This is a genomic window from Micromonospora sp. DH13 (assembly GCF_020873825.1).
GTDB classification, from domain to species: Bacteria; Actinomycetota; Actinomycetes; order Mycobacteriales; family Micromonosporaceae; genus Micromonospora; species Micromonospora haikouensis.
The window spans coordinates 1-16529 of the sequence record NZ_JAHWGR010000011.1; the positions used below are offsets into that span (position 1 = coordinate 1).

A 16529-nucleotide genomic window follows, 5' to 3' on the forward strand; every position below is an offset into this window, starting at 1 on the left:
CGGCCGGCCCCGCCCCGCGTCCATCGGATGCCGAATTGTGCTGGGAGCCCCTTCCCCCTGGTCGGCGGACCGGGTTACCGTTTCGCCCCAGCAGCAAGGGTCCGTGGGAGGCCGGTCGGTCGCCCTCGGGCGCGAGCGGAAGGTTGGCCGGTGAGCGTGCAGGACTCGACGTTCCACGGCTTCGCCAACCCCGTCGACCCGTCCCCGGCGGAGTTGCGGGCGTGGGCGTACCACCCCGATTCGGTGCCGTTGACGTCGATGCCGCCGGACTGGGACCTGCTGGTCTCCGGGGACCACCTGGTGCAGACGCTCTTCGAGTTGGCGATGGACCCGGCCTGCCCGGCCCGCCGGTTCGCGCTGCACTGCCTCTACATCTATGCCGCCGACGGCATCCGGACGAACTTCCGCGCCCACCCGAAGCGCCGCTTCCGCAAGCTGGTCGAGCAGTCGGAGCGGACCGGCGACGAGATGATGCGGACGTGGGCGCACAACAGCCGCGTGCTGCTGGCGCGCCCCCACCTGTTCGTCTACCGGGACTGGTGCGAGGGCGGCCTGGTCCGCGAGAACCGCCGCATCGGCTGACGCCGGGGCCGCCTCAGGCGGCCGTCCCGCCGCGCCCCTCGCCGCGCTGGTCCCGCCCGCCGCGCGCGTCCCGCGCATCCTGCCCGGAGCGCCGGTCGGCCTGCCCGGAGCCCTGGTCGGCCCGGCCCCGGTCGGTGCCGTGGTCGCCCCGGTCGGCGAACCGGCCCTCCCGGACCTTGTCCGTGAACCGGCCCTCGGTGATCTTGTCGAACCGCTGCCGGGCGGACTTGGCGACCCGGTCGAGCCGCTCCTCCGCCTGCTGCGCCACCTTCTTGGCCTGTTCCGACATGGCTCCCCCTCGCCAGCGCGGTGGGCCCGGATCGTGCGGGCCGGCCTGATTCGCAGGTTAGTGGAGCCGGCCCGGCCCGCGCCGGGGTTCCGGGAAGCGGACCGGGCCGACGATGCTCCGGCGGGGTGAGCGGCGGGTCAGCGGTCGCGCCGGGGACGCCAGACCACCAGGGCGGTGGAGGTGCGGTTGGTCGGCACCAGGTCGCTGCCCGGGAACCGGGCGAGGGACTCCAGCTCCGCCACCCGCCGGTACGCGGCGTCCAGCTCGGCCTCCAGCCGCGCGATCCGCTGCTGGGCCTGCTCCAGCAGGCGTTCCAGGCCGATGATCCGCTTGACCCCGGCGAGGTTGACCCCCTCGTCCTGGCTGAGCCGCTGCACCTCGCGCAGCAGCACCACGTCCCGGACGCTGTAGCGGCGCCCGCCGCCGGCCGCCCGGCCGGCCTGCACCAGGCCGAGCCGGTCGTACTGGCGCAGGGTCTGGGGGTGCATCCCCGCCATCCGCGCCGCGACCGAGATCATCAGCACCTTGGCCTCGTAGGCAGGGTCACCCGAGCCGACGTGCTCTCCCGCCATCCCCGCTCACCTCCGCACACACTCCAGCAGGCTCAACTGAACCGACGCACCCGGGCGTCGAGATGTTCCCGGGCGGCCGGCGGGGTCTGCTCGGCGAACGCCTCCAGCGCCGCCCGCGCCTCGTCGGACACCCCGGCCGGGACCACCACGTCGAGGGTGACCAGGAGGTCACCGGCCTTTCCGTCGCGGCGCACGACGCCCTTGCCCCGGGCGCGCAGCACCCGGCCGCTGGGCGTGCCCGGCGGGACCCGCAGGGTCACCGTGCCGTCGAGCGTGGGCACCCGAAGGTCCGTGCCGAGCACGGCCTCCGGGAAGGTGATCGGCACGGTCAGGGTCAGGTCGTCCCCGGTACGCCCGAACAACTCGTCCGGCCGCACCTTCACGTGCACGTACAGGTCGCCGGCCGGGCCGCCGCGCTCGCCCGGCTCGCCGCGCCCGTTCAGCCGGATCCGCTGGCCGTCGGCCACCCCGGCGGGGAAGCGGACGTTCAGCGTGCGGGTCTTGGTGACCCCGCCGGTGCCGTGGCACTCCGGGCACTTCTCCTCGACGACCGTCCCCACGCCCTGGCAGTTGCGGCACGGCTCGGAGAAGCTGAACGACCCCTGGTTGCGGTTGGTCACCCCGGCACCGTGGCAGACCTGGCAGGTCACCGGCGAGGTGCCCGGCTTCGCCCCGCTGCCGGCGCACGTGTCGCAGATCCCCGGCGCGCGCAGGGTCAGCGGGAGGGTGACCCCGCGTACCGCGTCGCCGAAGTCGAGCGCCACCTCGGTCTCGATGTCCCGGCCCTTCGCCGGGCCGCGCGCGCGGGCCGGGCCGCCGGCACCGCCGCCACCGGAGAAGATCGAGCTGAACAGGTCCTGGAAGCCGGCCCCGCCGAAGCGCCGGTCACCGCCGCCCGCCGCGCCGCCGAACAGGTCGGACACGTCGAACGGCTGCCCGCCGGGGCCGCCCGGACCCCGGGCGTTGCGCCGGAACTGACCCGAGCCGAACAGCGAGCGCATCTCGTCGTACTCGCGGCGCTTGGCCTCGTCGCCGAGCACCGCGTACGCCTCGGAGACGGCCTTGAACCGCTCCTCGGCACCGGAGTCGCCCGGGTTGTGGTCCGGGTGCGACTCCCGGGCCAGTTTCCGGTACGACTTCTTGATCTCGTCCGAGGAGGCGGACTTCTGCACGCCCAGCGTGGCGTAGTAGTCCTTCTCGATCCAGTCCTTGGTACTCACCGGTCCACCCCCTTCCACGGGACGTACCCCGGACGTCCCGTCCGCCCGGTGCGGACGGACGGGACGACACGGGTCGGCACTACTCCGGGTCGGCGACCGCGACCATGGCCGGCCGCAGCAGCCGCTCGCCGAGCTGGTAGCCCCGGCGCATGACCTGCACGCAGGTCGGCTCGGTCACGTCGGCGGACCTCTGGTGGGCCACCGCCTCGTGCCGGGTCGGGTCGAACGGGTCGCCCTGCTCGCCGAACGCCGACAGGCCGAACTTGCCCAGCGCGGTGGTGAGCTGCTCGGCAACCGTGCCGAACGGGCCCACCAGGTCGCCGTGCTCGCGGGCGCGGTCCAGGTCGTCGAGGATCGGCAGCAGTGCGGCGAGCACCGAACCGGTCGCCTGCTCCTGGACGAGGCTGCGGTCCCGGTCCACCCGCTTGCGGTAGTTGGCGTACTCCGCCGTCACCCGTTGCAGGTCTCGGGTCCGCTCGTCCAGCTCGGCCCGCAGCGCCTCCAGCTCCGCGCCGAGCGGCGGGCCGGCGGGCGGCGCAGCGCCCTCGACCGGCTGGGCCGGGGCGTCGACGACGGGCGGCCCGTCCACCGACGCGGCCTCGACCTCGATCTCGTCGACCACGATCTCGGCGTCCTCGACCAGGCCCTCCGCCGGGGTGTCGGCCCCGGCGTCGGCCGCGGCGGGCACCTCGGACTTACTGATCTTGCGGTTGTCACGGATGACGACCCGCGGCTGCTCTTCGGCGGTCGCGGAGCCACCCGGCGTCGACCCGGACTCCACCGGGTCGGCGGCTCGTGGCTTCTCCGTCATGCGGTTACCTCATCCCTTGGCCGTCGATACGTGTCCGAGGCGGATCGTCACTTCTTGTCCTCGTCCACGATCTCCGCGTCGACCACGTCGTCGGCGCCGCCGGCCTTGGCGCCACCGGTCGCGCCGGCACCCGGGCCGGCCGCCCCCGGCTGCTCGCCCTGCTCGGCCTGCTGGGACGCGTAGAGCAGCGAGCCGGCCTGCTGGGAGACCTGCGCGAGCTTCTCGTGGGCCGCCTTGATCTTGTCGATGTCCTGGCCGCCGAGCGCGCCGCGCAGCTCGCCGAGCGCCTCGTTGAGCTGCTCCCGGTTCTCGCCCGGCAGCTTGTCGCCGCTCTCGGCGAGGAACTTCTCGGTCTGCCACTGGAGCGCCTCGGCGACGTTGCGGGTCTCCGCCTCCTCGCGGCGGCGCTTGTCGTCGTCGGCGTGCTCCTCGGCGTCGCGGCGCATCCGCTCGATGTCGTCCTTCGGCAGCGAGGAGCCGCCGGTGATCGTCATCTTCTGTTCCTTGCCGGTGCCCAGGTCCTTCGCGTGCACGTTCACGATGCCGTTGGCGTCGATGTCGAACGTGACCTCGATCTGCGGCACGCCGCGCGGCGCGGGCGGGAGGCCGGTCAGCTCGAAGGTGCCGAGCTTCTTGTTGTAGGCCGCGATCTCCCGCTCGCCCTGGAACACCTGGATCAGCACCGACGGCTGGTTGTCGTCGGCCGTGGTGAAGACCTCGGAGCGCTTGGTCGGGATGGTGGTGTTGCGCTCGATGAGCTTGGTGAAGATGCCGCCCTTGGTCTCGATGCCCAGGCTCAGCGGGGTCACGTCGAGCAGCAGGACGTCCTTGACCTCGCCCTTGAGCACGCCGGCCTGCAGGGCCGCGCCGACGGCGACGACCTCGTCGGGGTTGACGCCCTTGTTCGGGTCACGGCCGGTGAGCTGCTTGACCAGGTCGGTGACGGCCGGCATCCGGGTGGAGCCGCCGACGAGGATGACGTGGTCGACGTCGGCGACCTTGATCCCGGCGTCCTTGACGGCCTGCTCGAACGGGCCCTTGCAGCGGTCCAGCAGGTCCTGCGTCATCCGCTGGAACTCGGCGCGGCTGAGCGTCACGTCCAGGTGCAGCGGGCCGGCGGAGCCGGCCGTGATGTACGGCAGGTTGATGTTGGTGGTGGTGGCCGCCGACAGCTCGATCTTGGCCTTCTCGGCCGCCTCGCGCAGCCGCTGGAGGGCCATCTTGTCCTGGGCCAGGTCGATGCCGTGCTCGCCCCGGAAGGTCTTCACCAGGTGGTCGATGATCCGCTGGTCCCAGTCGTCGCCGCCGAGCTGGTTGTCGCCGCTGGTCGACTTGACCTCGACGACGCCCTCGGCCAGCTCCAGCAGCGACACGTCGAAGGTGCCGCCGCCGAGGTCGAAGACCAGGACGGTCTGCTCCTTGGAGCCCTTGTCCAGCCCGTACGCCAGGGCCGCCGCGGTCGGCTCGTTCACGATCCGCAGCACGTTGAAGCCGGCGATCTCGCCGGCCTCCTTGGTGGCCTGACGCTGGCCGTCGTTGAAGTAGGCCGGGACGGTGATCACCGCGTCGGTGATCTGCTCGCCCAGGTACGCCTCGGCGTCCCGCTTGAGCTTCATCAGCGTCCGGGCCGAGATCTCCTGCGGGGTGTACTTCTTGCCGTCGATGTCGACGGTCCAGTTGGTGCCGATCTCCCGCTTGACCGACCGGATGGTCCGGTCCGGGTTCGTCACCGCCTGGCGCTTGGCGACCTCGCCGACGAGGACCTCCCCGTTGCGGGCGAACGCGACGATCGACGGGGTCGTCCGCGAGCCCTCAGCGTTCGCGATGACGGTGGGCTCACCGCCCTCGAGAACGCTGACGCAGGAGTTCGTCGTGCCGAGGTCGATACCGACCGCACGTGCCATCTTCGCTTCCTCGCTTCTTACGTTGGAGGCTTCTCGCGTCGGAGCAGGTGGCGGGGGTTGTCCCGCCGCTCGCTCGCCACAAGTTGAGTGAACTTGACTCAATAGTGCCACGCGTACGGCGATCGTCAAGTCGAGTTGAGCCGACCCGACGCAACCTCGCGTTCGGGGGAGCCCGGTTGTCTTACCTTGCGTTGGTCGGGCACGCTTTAGCGGTGACGACGCACGGCGATCCCGCCATCGGAACCGGTTCGCCCGCCGTCGCCGCCCGTACCGGCACGGGGGATGCCGGGGAGGACCCGTCCGGCCCTTCCGGGGACGACCTGCCCGCCGCGCTCACCGCCCTGCGGGCCGCGATCGGCGCGGCCCGCTTTCCGCTCGCCCTGCCCTCGGCCGAGGCAGCCCGACAGATCGGCGCGAGCCTCACCGCGCAGCTCGACGACTATCTCCTGCCCCGGCTCGCCCGGCTCGACGCGCCGCTGCTCGTGGTCGTCGGCGGCTCCACCGGGGCCGGCAAGTCGACGCTGGTCAACAGCCTCGTCCAGGCCCGGGTCAGCGCCGCCGGGGTGCTCCGGCCGACCACCCGCTCCCCGGTGCTCGTCTGCAACCCCGCCGACTCCGGCTGGTTCCGCCAGGGCGAGCTGCTGCCCGGCCTCACCCGCACCAACGAGCCGAGCGAGGATCCGGGCACCCTCCAGCTCGTCACCGCCCCGGCGCTCCCCGCCGGGCTGGCCTTCCTCGACGCCCCCGACATCGACTCCGTGGTCGACGCCAACCGCGCGCTCGCCGGCCAGCTCCTCGCCGCCGCCGACCTCTGGCTCTTCGTCACCACCGCCGCCCGCTACGCCGACGCGGTCCCCTGGGAGCTGCTGCACACCGCCCGGGCCCGGGGGGTGGTGATCGCCATGGTGCTCGACCGGGTGCCGGCGGAGGCCACCGACGAGGTCGCCGCCCACCTGGCCGAGATGCTCGCCGAGCAGGGCCTCGGCGCGGCACCCCTGTTCGTCCTCCCGGAGACCTGGGTCGACGGCCAGGGCCTGCTGCCCGACAAGGTCACCGACCCGTTGGGGAGCTGGTTCTCCCGGCTCGCCGCCGACGCCGGGGCGCGCGCCGCCGTCGTCCGGCAGACCCTCGACGGCGCGCTGGCCGCGCTGGTCCCGGCCGTCGCGGGCCTGGCCGACGCCGCCGACGAGCAGGGGGCCGCCGCCGACGCCCTCGACGACCGGGTCGTCGCCGCCTACCAGGGGGCCGAACGCGTCGTGGAGCAGGGGCTGCGCGACGGCCGGCTGCTGCGCGGCGAGGTGCTCGCCCGCTGGCAGGAGTTCGTCGGCACCGGTGAGTTCTTCCGCACCCTGGAGGCGCGGATCGGCCGGCTGCGGGACCGGCTCCTGGCGGCGGTGACCGGCCGGCCCGCCCCCGCCACCGAGCTGCGCGACGCCATCGAGTCGCAGCTCGTCACGCTGCTGCGCGGGGTCGCCGCCGAGGCGGCCGAGAACGCCTACACCGGGTGGCGGGCACACCCCGCCGGGGCGGCCCTGCTCGACCCGCCGCTCGCCCACCCGGGCACCGACTTCCCCGACCGCGCCGAACGCCTGGTCCGCGACTGGCAGCGCGGGGTGCTGGAGCTGGTCCGGTCCGAGGGCGCCGACCGGCGGTTCGTCGCCCGCACCGCCGCGTACGCGGTCAACGCCACCGGGCTGGCCGTGATGATCGCCGTGTTCGCCTCGACCGCGTTCATCCCGACCGGGCTGGAGGTCGCCACGGGGGCCGGCACCACGGTCGCCGGGCAGGCCGTACTCCAGGCGATCTTCGGCGACCAGGCCGTGCGTACGCTGGCCGCGAAGGCCCGGGGCGACCTGCTCGCGCGGGTCCGCGAGCTGCTCGACGCCGAAGCCACCCGGTTCCTGTCCCGCACGGCGACCGCCCGGCCGGCGGCGGACGCCGGAGACGCCCTGCGGACGGCCGCCGAGCAGGTCGAGCAGGCCCGGCACCGCAGCGGCCTCGTGGCGGCCGGCGCGGCGGCCCTGCCCCCGGCCCTGGCCCCGGAAGGCGGAGCGCGGTGACCCCGAACCTCGTCGGCCGGGTGCGCGAGGCGCTGCGCGGCGACCAGCGGGTCGACCCGGACGCGCTGATCGCCCGCCTGGCGGCCGTCCGGCGGTTCCTCGAAGCGGCCGACGGCCAGCTCCCGGACACCCAGCTCGTGCCCGCGCACACCCTCGTCGAACGGGCCGGCACGCGGCTCGCGCTCTCCCGCGACCACACCGTCGTCGCCCTCGCCGGTGCCACCGGCAGCGGCAAGTCGAGCCTGTTCAACGCGCTCGCCCGGTTCGAGTTGTCCCCGGTCGGGGTGCGCCGCCCCACCACCGGCGTGGCGCACGCCTGCGTCTGGGGCCCGCTCGACGGCGCGACCCGGCTGCTCGACTGGACCGGCGTGCTGCCCCGGCACCGGTTCGTCCGGGAGAGCGCGCTCGACGGCGACGACGAGTCGGCCCTGCACGGGCTCGTCCTGCTCGACCTGCCCGACTTCGACTCGGTGCAGCGGTCGCACCGGCTGGAGGTCGACCGGCTGCTCGGCCTGGTCGACCTGGTGATCTGGGTCGTCGACCCGCAGAAGTACGCCGACCGGGTGGTCCACACCAGCTACCTGCGCGAGTTCCACCGGCACCGGGACGTGACGCTGGTCGTGCTCAACCAGGCCGACCGGCTGCCCCCGGCCGAGCTGCCCCGCGTCCTGGCCGACCTGCGCCGGCTCCTCGACGCCGACGAGCTGGGCGGGGTGCCGCTGCTGACCACCACCGCCGTCGACCCGAACGGGATCACCGAGCTGCGGGCCACGCTGGAGCGCACCGTCGCCGAGCGGCAGGCCGCCCTGCGCCGCCTCGCCGGCGACGTCGACACGGTCGTCGCCGGGCTGGCGGAACTGGTCGCCGCCGAGCCCCCGACCGACGTGCCGGACACCGGCCCCTCCTCGGGGCTGACCCGGGCGCTGGCCGGCGCGGCCGGGGTGCCGGCGGTGGCGGAGGCGGTCGAGGGGGCCTACCGGCACCGGGCCGCCGCGAGCACCGGCTGGCCGCTGGTGCGCGGCTGGCGGCGGCTGCGCCCCGACCCGCTGCGCCGGCTGCACCTGCCCGGCCCGCCCACCGGCGGCGGCGACGTCGTCGACCCGGCGGAGAGCCCGGTCGCCGCGACCTCCGTACCCGAACCGAGCGCCGCGCAGCGCTCGGCGCTGGGGCTGGCCGTGCGGGCGGTGGCCGACCGAGCCGGCACCGACCTGCCCGACCCGTGGGCGACCGCCGTGACCACGGCCGCCCGGTCCCGGCTCGGTGACCTCCCGGACGCCCTGGACCGCGCGGTGGCGCAGACCGACCTCGGGCTGGACCACCGGCCCGCCTGGTGGCGGATCGTCGGCGGGATGCAGTGGCTGGTCACCCTCGCGGCCGTGGCCGGCCTCGGCTGGCTCGCGCTCGGCTACGCGCTGCGCGCGCTCGGCCTGCCCGCCCTGGACTATCCGCGCGTCGGTGAGGCACCGCTGCCCACCGTGCTGCTGCTCGGCGGCCTGCTCGCCGGGCTGTTGGTGGCCGCGTCGACCAGGCCCGTGGTGCGGTGGGCGGCCCGCCGGGCGCGCGGCCGGGCCGAGAAGCGGCTCACCCTCGCCGTCGGCGCGGTCGGGCAGGAGCACGTGGTGGAGCCGGTGCGGGCGGTGCTGGCCCGCCACGGGCAGGCATGGCAGGCGCTGCGGGACGCCGCCCGCCGCTGACGACCGGCGTCTTTCTTCGCTGTTCGGGGACCGTCGGCGGGCGTAGGGTCGACGCATGGCCACGCCTCAGACCCCCTACGACGCGGTGCTGCACGCCGCACGCGACGTGACCAGGCTCGACACCGCTCTCGATGCCGAGATGCTCGGCGCGGCGCTGCTCGGCAGCGTCTACTCGGTCGCGGAGACCGACCGGGAGGCGGCCGTCCGGGAGTTCGTCACGGGCTTCCTCGCCGCCACCTCCCGCCGCCGCACGGCGGCGGCGAGGACCATCCGCTCCGTCTTCGCCGCCCTGGTGCCCGACGCCGAGGGCGCGGCGAAGGTCAACCCCGGCACCCAGGCCCCGGCCTGGTCCGCGCACCTCGGGCGGGTGCACCTCACCGGCACCTGGAGCTACGGCGACGTGTACGGCGACCAGACCTCCTACCTCGCCACGTTCGCCTACGACGACGCGGCCGGCGGCCCCGAGCACGCGCTGGTGGCCCTGGTCGACCACAACATCGGCATCACCAAGGACGTCTTCGTGGGCGGCCCGGCGGGACGCATCGTCGAGCAGGTCCGGGAGATGGTCGACGGCGACGAGCTGACGTGGTTCCGGGAGGAGGACCCGGCCCGGATGCACGGCGAGGTCGGCCGGCACCTGGCCGTCACCGACGACCTGGGCGAGCTGCCCGCCGAAGGGTCCCTCGCCACCGACCGGGCGCTGGCCGGTGCCCGGCTGGCGCTGCTGCCCCCGCCGACCGCCGGGGCCACCCGGGACGCCGAGCCCCTCTCCGGCGACCAGCGCACGGAACTGGTCCGGGCGTTCCTCGCCTCGCCCGAGGCCGCCCGCTACGACCTCGACCCGTCCGACGACGCGGGGCTGGCCTCGCTGCACTTCTGCCTCAGCCTGCTGCTCGACCACGCGGCGAGCTTCCCCGACGCCGACGCGCTGCGCTGGAGTCCCACGGTCGCCGAGCTGTTCCTGCTCGACTGGGTGCACCGGCGGGCCGTGCTCGACATGGACGACGCCGCGATGCTGCCCCGGGTGCTGCGCGGCTGGGCGGCCTACGCGGCCCGGCGCAAGGGGCTGCCGCAGGCGGCGGCGGAGCGCACCGACACGGCCGTCGAGGAGATGATCCCCGAGTTCGCCCGCCTCTACTCCACCGGCGAGCGCCGCAGCCCCGCCACGGCGGCGGTGGCCCAGCTGATGGCCGACGGGGTGGACCCGGACGACCCGGCCGCCCTCGACGCCTGGATCGAGGCGAACCGGCACCGGCTCGCCGACGACGGGGCCTGACCCGGCACGACCCCCACCGCGGCGCCTGACCCGGCTCGGCCCGGCCCTGGTCGAAGGGCCTGGCCGGGCCGGCAGGCGGTCCGCTCAGGTCAGCGCGCCGTAGACGGCTCCGGCCACCAGCCCGCCGACCGTCCCGCCGATCAGCACCTGGGGCAGGGTGTGGGCCCGCAACCGCACCCGGGACCAGCCGGCAAGCACCGGCACCGGCACGGCGGCCAACAGCGGGGGGCCGAAGGTGAGCACCAGCACCACCACCGCGCCGGCGGCCACGGCCGTGTGGATCGACATCTTCCACCAGTGGCTCACGGTCACCGCCACCACGAGCCCCACCACGCCGGCCGCCACCAGCGCCAGCAGCGGGCGGGGGGCACCGAACGCGGCGAGCAGTGCCCAGCCGACCGCCGCCGAGGCGAGCCCGAAGAGCAGCGGCGTCCGGCGCTGTTCCCGCACACCGACGTGGTGGTCGGTGAGTCGCCCGCGGCGTACCCCGCCGACGATGTACGCGAACGGAATCCCGCTGGCGAAGACGGTGGCAAGCAGCCCCCAGGCCAGCCCGTGCGCGCCGCCGTTCCCGCCGAACCAGCCGACCAGCATGGTCAGCACGGTCACCAGGACGGCGGGCGCGGTCAGCTCGGTGATCAGGCGGGCGGCGCGCAGCCCGGGGCCGGGCATGACGTGGAGGCGCTCTTCTTCCGCTGGGGGACGATCCGGTCTGCTCAGCCCTGTCGCTCCCCGCCGTGCGGCCCCGGTCGTCGCTTACCGCCGTGCGGCCCCGGTCGCCGCTCGCCGACCTGCGGCCCCGGTCGTCGCTCGCCGGTCTGCGATCTCGGCCGGGTGCCCGGGCCATCGTCACGCGGGCCGGGCCGGCCGGCGGTAACCGGCCTCACCGGGTGGCGGGTGGGCGGTCGTCGCCCACGGCGGGGCCGACGGGCGAGCCGGTGGTGGGCTGCGGCGGCACAGCCGGAGTCTGCGGCGTCGGGCTGGGGTGGCTGGACGGGGTGGACGCCGGGCGGCGGTGTGTGGGCGGCCTGGGCACCGCCGTGGGCACGACCGGGGACACCGCAGGAGTGGTCGGGAACGCCGGGGGAGCGACCTGGGGCGCGGTGAGAGCGGTCTCGGGGACTGGTCCACCGGTCGTCGTCGGGTCGGGGCCGGCGGTGGGCTCCGCGCTCGCGGTCGGCTCGGTGCCCGACGACGGGCTCGGCACCTGGGCCGAGGCGGAGAGGGTCGCCGTCGGCTCGGTCGGCGGCGTGGTCGGAGGCATGGGTTCCCCGGTCGGCGCCGGGGCCGGGGAGGGGTGCGGCGTCGGGGTGGGGGTCGGGGTCACGGTGGGCGGCGGGGGCAGGGTAGGCACCCGGGGCGGCGGGCGGTGGACCGCCTCGGGATCCGACCGGTCGGAGGCGGCCGGCACGATCGGCGCGGGCGCGGGCGGCGGAAGGCCCGGACCGGGCAGCTCGGGCTGCGGCACCGCGGCCGTGCCCGGCGGGGTCGAGGGGGCGGTCGCGGGCTGGCCGGTCGCCGGCACGATCACCGGCCCGACGGAACGCGTGGGGATGAACGGGGTGCTGCTGTCGGGGAGTGCGGTGCTGCCCACGGTGGCCGACCCGGTGCTGATGGCGGCGAGGATCGGCATGGAGGCGGTGCCGGCGAGCAGGGCGACCGTGAAGAGGTATCCGCGCCCGGGGGCACCGGAGCCGGGGGCGCGGTGCGCCCCGACGACCCGACGAAAGCTGCCCCCGGCCGCACGGTGCCGGCCGAGCAGCGGCACGGTGGGACCCTCACCTGGCTGGGACACGCGCACTCCTCGTCCGTCGTCGATCATCGATGCGGGACGGGCGATCCCCCAGGGACCAAAACGGGCATAAACCCATGAAACGCCCGACCGGCATCATCAGCTTGACTCAGTGACGGCCAGTTCACCAGGAGCCACCGCGTGTCGACACACAAATTGTCCGGCCCGCCCCGGTCACTCACGATCCTCCGGGGACAGCGGGCCCCACCAGCCACAAACCCGACAGCGCCCGGAATCCGGGGCGGGCGTACTGTGGGCGCGCTCACCTCCTCTGCCATCATTTGGGGCACGACGGCAACGCAGCCGCGACCTCCGCGCACCCTGCGGCAGGCGCGGTACGACGCCGGCGCTCCCGAACCGGGTTCGCACGGAATCCGGCTCACGCCGCGCGGCAACCCTCACCGGGGCTAGGCGCGGCCGCCAGGAACCAGTCCGGCACCAGCCGGGCGGGTGCACACACTGCGCGGAGCGGGTCACCCCCGGTGCCGGCGCAGACCACGACAGGGAGAGACGGATGGCAAAGGGCGACCCCGGGGTCACCACCACCCGCGGCCGGCGAGCCGCACCCCGTGCCAAGCGAACGGCCGCGACGGCTGGCGGCGACCCGGAACTCGTGCAGCTGCTCACGCCCACCGGAGAGCGTGTCGAGAGCGCGTTCGGGCCGGACGGCACGGAGTACCGCGTCGACTTCACCGACGAGGAGTACCGAGGGCTCTACCGCGACCTCGTGCTGGTCCGCAAGCTCGACGCCGAGGCCACCGCGTTGCAGCGGCAGGGCGAGCTGGGGCTGTGGGCCAGCCTGCTCGGCCAGGAGGCGGCACAGGTCGGCTCCGGGCGGGCGCTGCGCAGCCAGGACATGGCCTTCCCGACCTACCGCGAGCACGGCGTGCTCTATTGCCGTGGCATCGACCCGATCATGCCGCTCGGCCTGTTCCGGGGCGTCGACCAGGGCGGCTGGGACCCGAACGAGTTCAAGTTCAACATGTACACGATCGTCATCGGGGCGCAGACCCTGCACGCGACCGGGTACGCGATGGGCGTCCACATGGACGGCAAGACCGGCGGCGACGACGGCGAGGCGGTGATCGCCTACTTCGGCGACGGTGCGACCAGCCAGGGCGACGTGAACGAGGCGTTCGTCTGGGCCAGCGTCTTCAACGCCCCGCTGGTGTTCTTCTGCCAGAACAACCAGTACGCCATCTCCGAGCCCCTGGAGCGGCAGACCCGCGTCCCGCTCTACCAGCGGGCGCGCGGCTTCGGCTTCCCCGGCGTACGGGTGGACGGCAACGACGTGCTCGCCTCGTACGCGGTGACCCGGCACGCGCTGGACAACGCGCGGCACGGCCAGGGCCCGAGCCTGATCGAGGCGTACACCTACCGGATGGGGGCGCACACCACCTCCGACGACCCGACCCGCTACCGGATCGCCAGCGAGGTCGAGGCCTGGCAGGCCAAGGACCCGATCGCCCGGATGAAGGCGTTCCTGGAGAAGCAGAAGATCGCCGACGGGTCGTTCTTCGCCGAGGTCGACGAGCAGGCCCGAGCCGAGTCGGTGCACCTGCGCGAGCGGGTGCTCGCCATGCCCAACCCCGAGCCGGTGACGATGTTCGACCACGTCTACCCGCACGGGTCCCCGGAGCTCGACGAGCAGCGGGCGCAGTTCAGCCGCTACCTGGAGTCGTTCGAAGGGAGCGCCCACTGATGGCCACGGAGACGCTCACCCTCGGCAAGGCCCTCAACGCCGGCCTGCGCCGGGCCCTGGAGCACGACCAGAAGGTCGTCATCATGGGCGAGGACGTCGGCAAGCTCGGCGGCGTGTTCCGGATCACCGACGGCCTCCAGAAGGACTTCGGCGACCAGCGGGTGATCGACACCCCGCTGGCCGAGTCCGGCATCATCGGCACCGCGGTCGGCCTGGCCATCCGCGGCTTCCGCCCGGTCTGCGAGATCCAGTTCGACGGCTTCGTCTACCCCGCGTACGACCAGATCGTGTCGCAGGTGGCGAAGATGCACTACCGCTCGCAGGGCAAGGTGCGCATCCCGATGGTGATCCGCATTCCGTACGGGGGCGGCATCGGCGCGGTCGAGCACCACTCGGAGTCGCCGGAGGCGTACTTCGCGCACACCGCCGGCCTGAAGGTCGTGACCTGCGCCAACCCGCAGGACGCGTACTGGATGATCCAGCAGGCGGTCGCCTCGGACGACCCGATCGTCTTCCTGGAGCCGAAGCGGCGCTACTGGGAGAAGGGCCCGGTCGACCTGGAGGCCCCGCTGTCGGCGGCGTACCCGCTGCACTCGGCCCGGGTAGTGCGGGCCGGCACGGACGCCACCGTCCTGGCGTACGGGCCGATGGTGCGGACCTGCCTGGACGCGGCGGCCGCCGCGGCCGAGGACGGCCGGGAGCTGGAGGTCGTCGACCTGCGCACGCTCTCCCCGCTGGACCTCACCGCCGTGTACGAGTCGGTGCGGCGCACCGGCCGGTGCGTGGTGGTGCACGAGGCCCCGGGCAACCTGGGTCTGGGCGCGGAGATCGCCGCCCGGGTCACCGAGGAGTGCTTCTACTCGCTGGAGGCCCCGGTGCTGCGGGTGACCGGCTTCGACACCCCCTACCCGGCGTCCCGGGTGGAGGAGGAATACCTGCCGGACCTCGACCGGGTGCTCGACGCCGTCGACCGCGCCTTCGGGTGGTGAGCGGGGTGTCGCGGATCAAGGAGTTCAACCTGCCCGACCTGGGCGAGGGGCTGACCGAGGGCGAGATCCTCGCCTGGCTGGTCAAAGAGGGCGACACGATCGAGCTGAACCAGCCGATCGTGGAGGTGGAGACGGCGAAGGCGGCCGTCGAGATTCCCGCGAAGTGGGCCGGCCAGGTGCGGTCGATCTTCCACCCGGAGGGGAGCACGGTCGAGGTCGGCACGCCGATCATCGCGATCGACACCGACCCGGGCGCGGGCCCGGTCGAGGCGTCGACGACGGGCGCGCCGGCCGCCGACCTGCCGACCCCGTCGGCGGCGTCCCTGGCCGCCGTCGAGATCGCGCCCGAGGAGGGCATGGTCGAGCCGGGGCTGATCGGCGGCGTGGCGCCGGGCGGGCGCACCGCCGTGCTGGTCGGCTACGGCCCGCGCAACGCGCCGGCCAAGCGCCGCCCGCGCAAGGGCGCGTCCCCGGAGCGGCCGGCCGCCACCCCGGCGGCCTCCGTTCCGCCCGCGCCGGCCCCGGCGCCCGTCCCCGCGGCGGCACCGGTCACGGCAGCGGCAGCAGTCGCGGCGGCGACGACCGTGAACGGCAACGGGCGGCCCGGCGGGCTGGTGCTGGCCAAGCCGCCGGTGCGCAAGCTCGCCAAGGACCTCGGCGTGGACCTCGGCTCGCTGCGCGGGTCGGGGCCGCTCGGCTCGATCACCCGGGAGGACGTACAGCGGGCGGCGAGCGGGACCGCGACGGCGGCCGAGCCGCCGACGGTCGCGGCACCGGCCACGTCGGCCGCGGCCTTCGGCGCCGACCGCGAGCAGCGCATCCCGGTCAAGGGGGTACGCAGGCTCACCGCCGAGAACATGTCCCGCTCGGCCTTCACCGCGCCGCATGTGACGGAGTTCCTGACCGTCGACGTGACCCGGACGATGAAGGCCCTGGACCGGCTGCGGGGCCGGCGGGAGTGGCGCGACGTGCGGGTCTCGCCGCTGCTGCTGGTCGCCAAGGCGGTGCTGCTGGCGGTACGCCGGCACCCGATGGTCAACTCGACGTGGGCCGGCGACGAGATCGTCGTCAAGGAGTACGTCAACCTGGGCATCGCGGCGGCCACGGAGCGCGGCCTGATCGTGCCGAACATCAAGGACGCCGGCCGACTCACGCTGCGTGAGCTGGCGGACGCGCTGACCGACCTGGTGCAGACGGCGAAGGCCGGCCGGACCTCGCCGGCGGACATGTCCGGCGGCACGCTGACGATCACCAACGTCGGGGTGTTCGGGGTGGACACCGGCACGCCGATCCTGCCCCCGGGCGAGTCGGCGATCCTGGCGTTCGGCGCGGTCCGCGAGATGCCGTGGGTGCACAAGGGCAAGGTCCGCCCACGTCAGGTGACCACGCTGGGTCTCTCCTTCGATCACCGGATCATCGACGGCGAACTCGGCTCGAAGTTCCTCCGCGACATCGGGGACTTCCTGGCCGATCCGGAGGCGGCGCTGCTCGCCTGGACCTGACGGGTAACCGACACCAGCCACGGCCGGTGTGCCACGGGTGAACGCCCGGCACACCGGCCGTTGCCGTTGGAAGAAGAAAGCACCGCCACCAGACCCCGTTGACCTACGATCCTTAGGCAGGTGTCTCAGCTCACCT

General features: G+C 74.4%; 14 protein-coding genes. 7 read left to right on the top strand and 7 right to left on the bottom strand.

Annotated elements, in window-relative coordinates; translation table 11 throughout:
- The first annotated feature begins 150 nt into the window (after positions 1 to 150).
- On the top strand, positions 151 to 582 hold the full coding sequence (locus tag LPA42_RS12965) for a hypothetical protein (protein ID WP_074475634.1): 432 nt from the start codon (positions 151 to 153) through the stop codon (positions 580 to 582).
- Positions 583 to 595: 13 nt separating this feature from the next.
- Here the strand turns inward: LPA42_RS12965 and LPA42_RS12970 are convergent, their stop codons facing one another.
- The 5 genes from LPA42_RS12970 to dnaK all read right to left on the bottom strand — a co-directional run bounded on the left by LPA42_RS12970 (position 596) and on the right by dnaK (position 5378).
- The gene (locus tag LPA42_RS12970) at positions 596 to 871 is read right to left on the bottom strand and encodes a hypothetical protein (RefSeq protein WP_077935469.1); all 276 of its coding nucleotides are present in this window, start codon (positions 869 to 871) and stop codon (positions 596 to 598) included.
- A gap of 137 nt (positions 872 to 1008) precedes the next feature.
- The gene (locus tag LPA42_RS12975; protein WP_043961133.1) at positions 1009 to 1443 is read right to left on the bottom strand and encodes a heat shock protein transcriptional repressor HspR; all 435 of its coding nucleotides are present in this window, start codon (positions 1441 to 1443) and stop codon (positions 1009 to 1011) included.
- Positions 1444 to 1475: 32 nt separating this feature from the next.
- Positions 1476 to 2663, bottom strand: a complete 1188-nt coding sequence (dnaJ, locus tag LPA42_RS12980) for a molecular chaperone DnaJ (RefSeq protein WP_043961132.1) — start codon at positions 2661 to 2663, stop codon at positions 1476 to 1478.
- Between the two features lie 79 nt (positions 2664 to 2742).
- Positions 2743 to 3474: a nucleotide exchange factor GrpE gene (grpE, locus tag LPA42_RS12985; RefSeq protein ID WP_077935468.1), complete on the bottom strand. Its 732-nt coding sequence runs from the start codon at positions 3472 to 3474 to the stop codon at positions 2743 to 2745.
- 47 nt (positions 3475 to 3521) lie between these two features.
- The gene (gene dnaK / locus LPA42_RS12990; protein ID WP_077935467.1) at positions 3522 to 5378 is read right to left on the bottom strand and encodes a molecular chaperone DnaK; all 1857 of its coding nucleotides are present in this window, start codon (positions 5376 to 5378) and stop codon (positions 3522 to 3524) included.
- Positions 5379 to 5590: 212 nt separating this feature from the next.
- Between dnaK and LPA42_RS12995 the strand changes: the two genes are divergently transcribed.
- From LPA42_RS12995 to LPA42_RS13005, 3 genes are read left to right on the top strand one after another with little or no spacing between them, the layout of a single operon-like run.
- Positions 5591 to 7438 carry a GTPase domain-containing protein gene (locus LPA42_RS12995; RefSeq protein ID WP_077935466.1) on the top strand — a complete coding sequence of 616 codons (1848 nt, stop codon included), beginning with the start codon at positions 5591 to 5593 and terminating at the stop codon, positions 7436 to 7438.
- Positions 7435 to 9132, top strand: a complete 1698-nt coding sequence (locus LPA42_RS13000) for a GTPase (RefSeq protein ID WP_077935465.1) — start codon at positions 7435 to 7437, stop codon at positions 9130 to 9132. Before LPA42_RS12995 ends, LPA42_RS13000 begins: the two co-directional genes overlap by 4 nt.
- A gap of 55 nt (positions 9133 to 9187) precedes the next feature.
- Entirely contained in the window at positions 9188 to 10408 is a 1221-nt protein-coding gene (locus tag LPA42_RS13005) for a hypothetical protein (protein ID WP_077935464.1), read from the top strand.
- Between the two features lie 84 nt (positions 10409 to 10492).
- Here LPA42_RS13005 and LPA42_RS13010 read toward each other — a convergent pair whose 3' ends face one another.
- On the bottom strand, positions 10493 to 11080 hold the full coding sequence (locus LPA42_RS13010) for a phosphatase PAP2 family protein (protein WP_144082507.1): 588 nt from the start codon (positions 11078 to 11080) through the stop codon (positions 10493 to 10495).
- Positions 11081 to 11291: 211 nt separating this feature from the next.
- Complete coding sequence (locus LPA42_RS13015) at positions 11292 to 12203, bottom strand: hypothetical protein (RefSeq protein WP_228986576.1); 912 nt, start codon at positions 12201 to 12203, stop codon at positions 11292 to 11294.
- Positions 12204 to 12714: 511 nt separating this feature from the next.
- Here LPA42_RS13015 and pdhA point away from each other — a divergent pair.
- Genes pdhA through LPA42_RS13030 form a run of 3 tightly spaced genes read left to right on the top strand, consistent with a single transcriptional unit; the run spans position 12715 to position 16393 of the window.
- Positions 12715 to 13902, top strand: coding sequence for a pyruvate dehydrogenase (acetyl-transferring) E1 component subunit alpha (gene pdhA / locus LPA42_RS13020; protein WP_077935460.1), 1188 nt, complete (start codon positions 12715 to 12717; stop codon positions 13900 to 13902).
- Entirely contained in the window at positions 13902 to 14891 is a 990-nt protein-coding gene (locus LPA42_RS13025; RefSeq protein ID WP_077935459.1) for an alpha-ketoacid dehydrogenase subunit beta, read from the top strand. Before pdhA ends, LPA42_RS13025 begins: the two co-directional genes overlap by 1 nt.
- Entirely contained in the window at positions 14888 to 16393 is a 1506-nt protein-coding gene (locus tag LPA42_RS13030) for a dihydrolipoamide acetyltransferase family protein (protein WP_198956405.1), read from the top strand. The genes LPA42_RS13025 and LPA42_RS13030 overlap by 4 nt, the downstream gene beginning before the upstream one ends.
- Positions 16394 to 16529: the final 136 nt, after the last annotated feature.

What these genes read in the sequence shown, in the direction of transcription:
- LPA42_RS12970 (WP_077935469.1), bottom strand. Translation starts at nt 871, where the DNA reads ATGTCGGAACAGGCCAAGAAGGTGGCGCAGCAGGCGGAGGAGCGGCTC.
- dnaK (WP_077935467.1), bottom strand. Translation starts at nt 5,378, where the DNA reads ATGGCACGTGCGGTCGGTATCGACCTCGGCACGACGAACTCCTGCGTC.
- LPA42_RS13025 (WP_077935459.1), top strand. Translation starts at nt 13,902, where the DNA reads ATGGCCACGGAGACGCTCACCCTCGGCAAGGCCCTCAACGCCGGCCTG.
- LPA42_RS13010 (WP_144082507.1), bottom strand. Translation starts at nt 11,080, where the DNA reads ATGCCCGGCCCCGGGCTGCGCGCCGCCCGCCTGATCACCGAGCTGACC.
- LPA42_RS13005 (WP_077935464.1), top strand. Translation starts at nt 9,188, where the DNA reads ATGGCCACGCCTCAGACCCCCTACGACGCGGTGCTGCACGCCGCACGC.
- grpE (WP_077935468.1), bottom strand. Translation starts at nt 3,474, where the DNA reads ATGACGGAGAAGCCACGAGCCGCCGACCCGGTGGAGTCCGGGTCGACG.
- pdhA (WP_077935460.1), top strand. Translation starts at nt 12,715, where the DNA reads ATGGCAAAGGGCGACCCCGGGGTCACCACCACCCGCGGCCGGCGAGCC.
- LPA42_RS12975 (WP_043961133.1), bottom strand. Translation starts at nt 1,443, where the DNA reads ATGGCGGGAGAGCACGTCGGCTCGGGTGACCCTGCCTACGAGGCCAAG.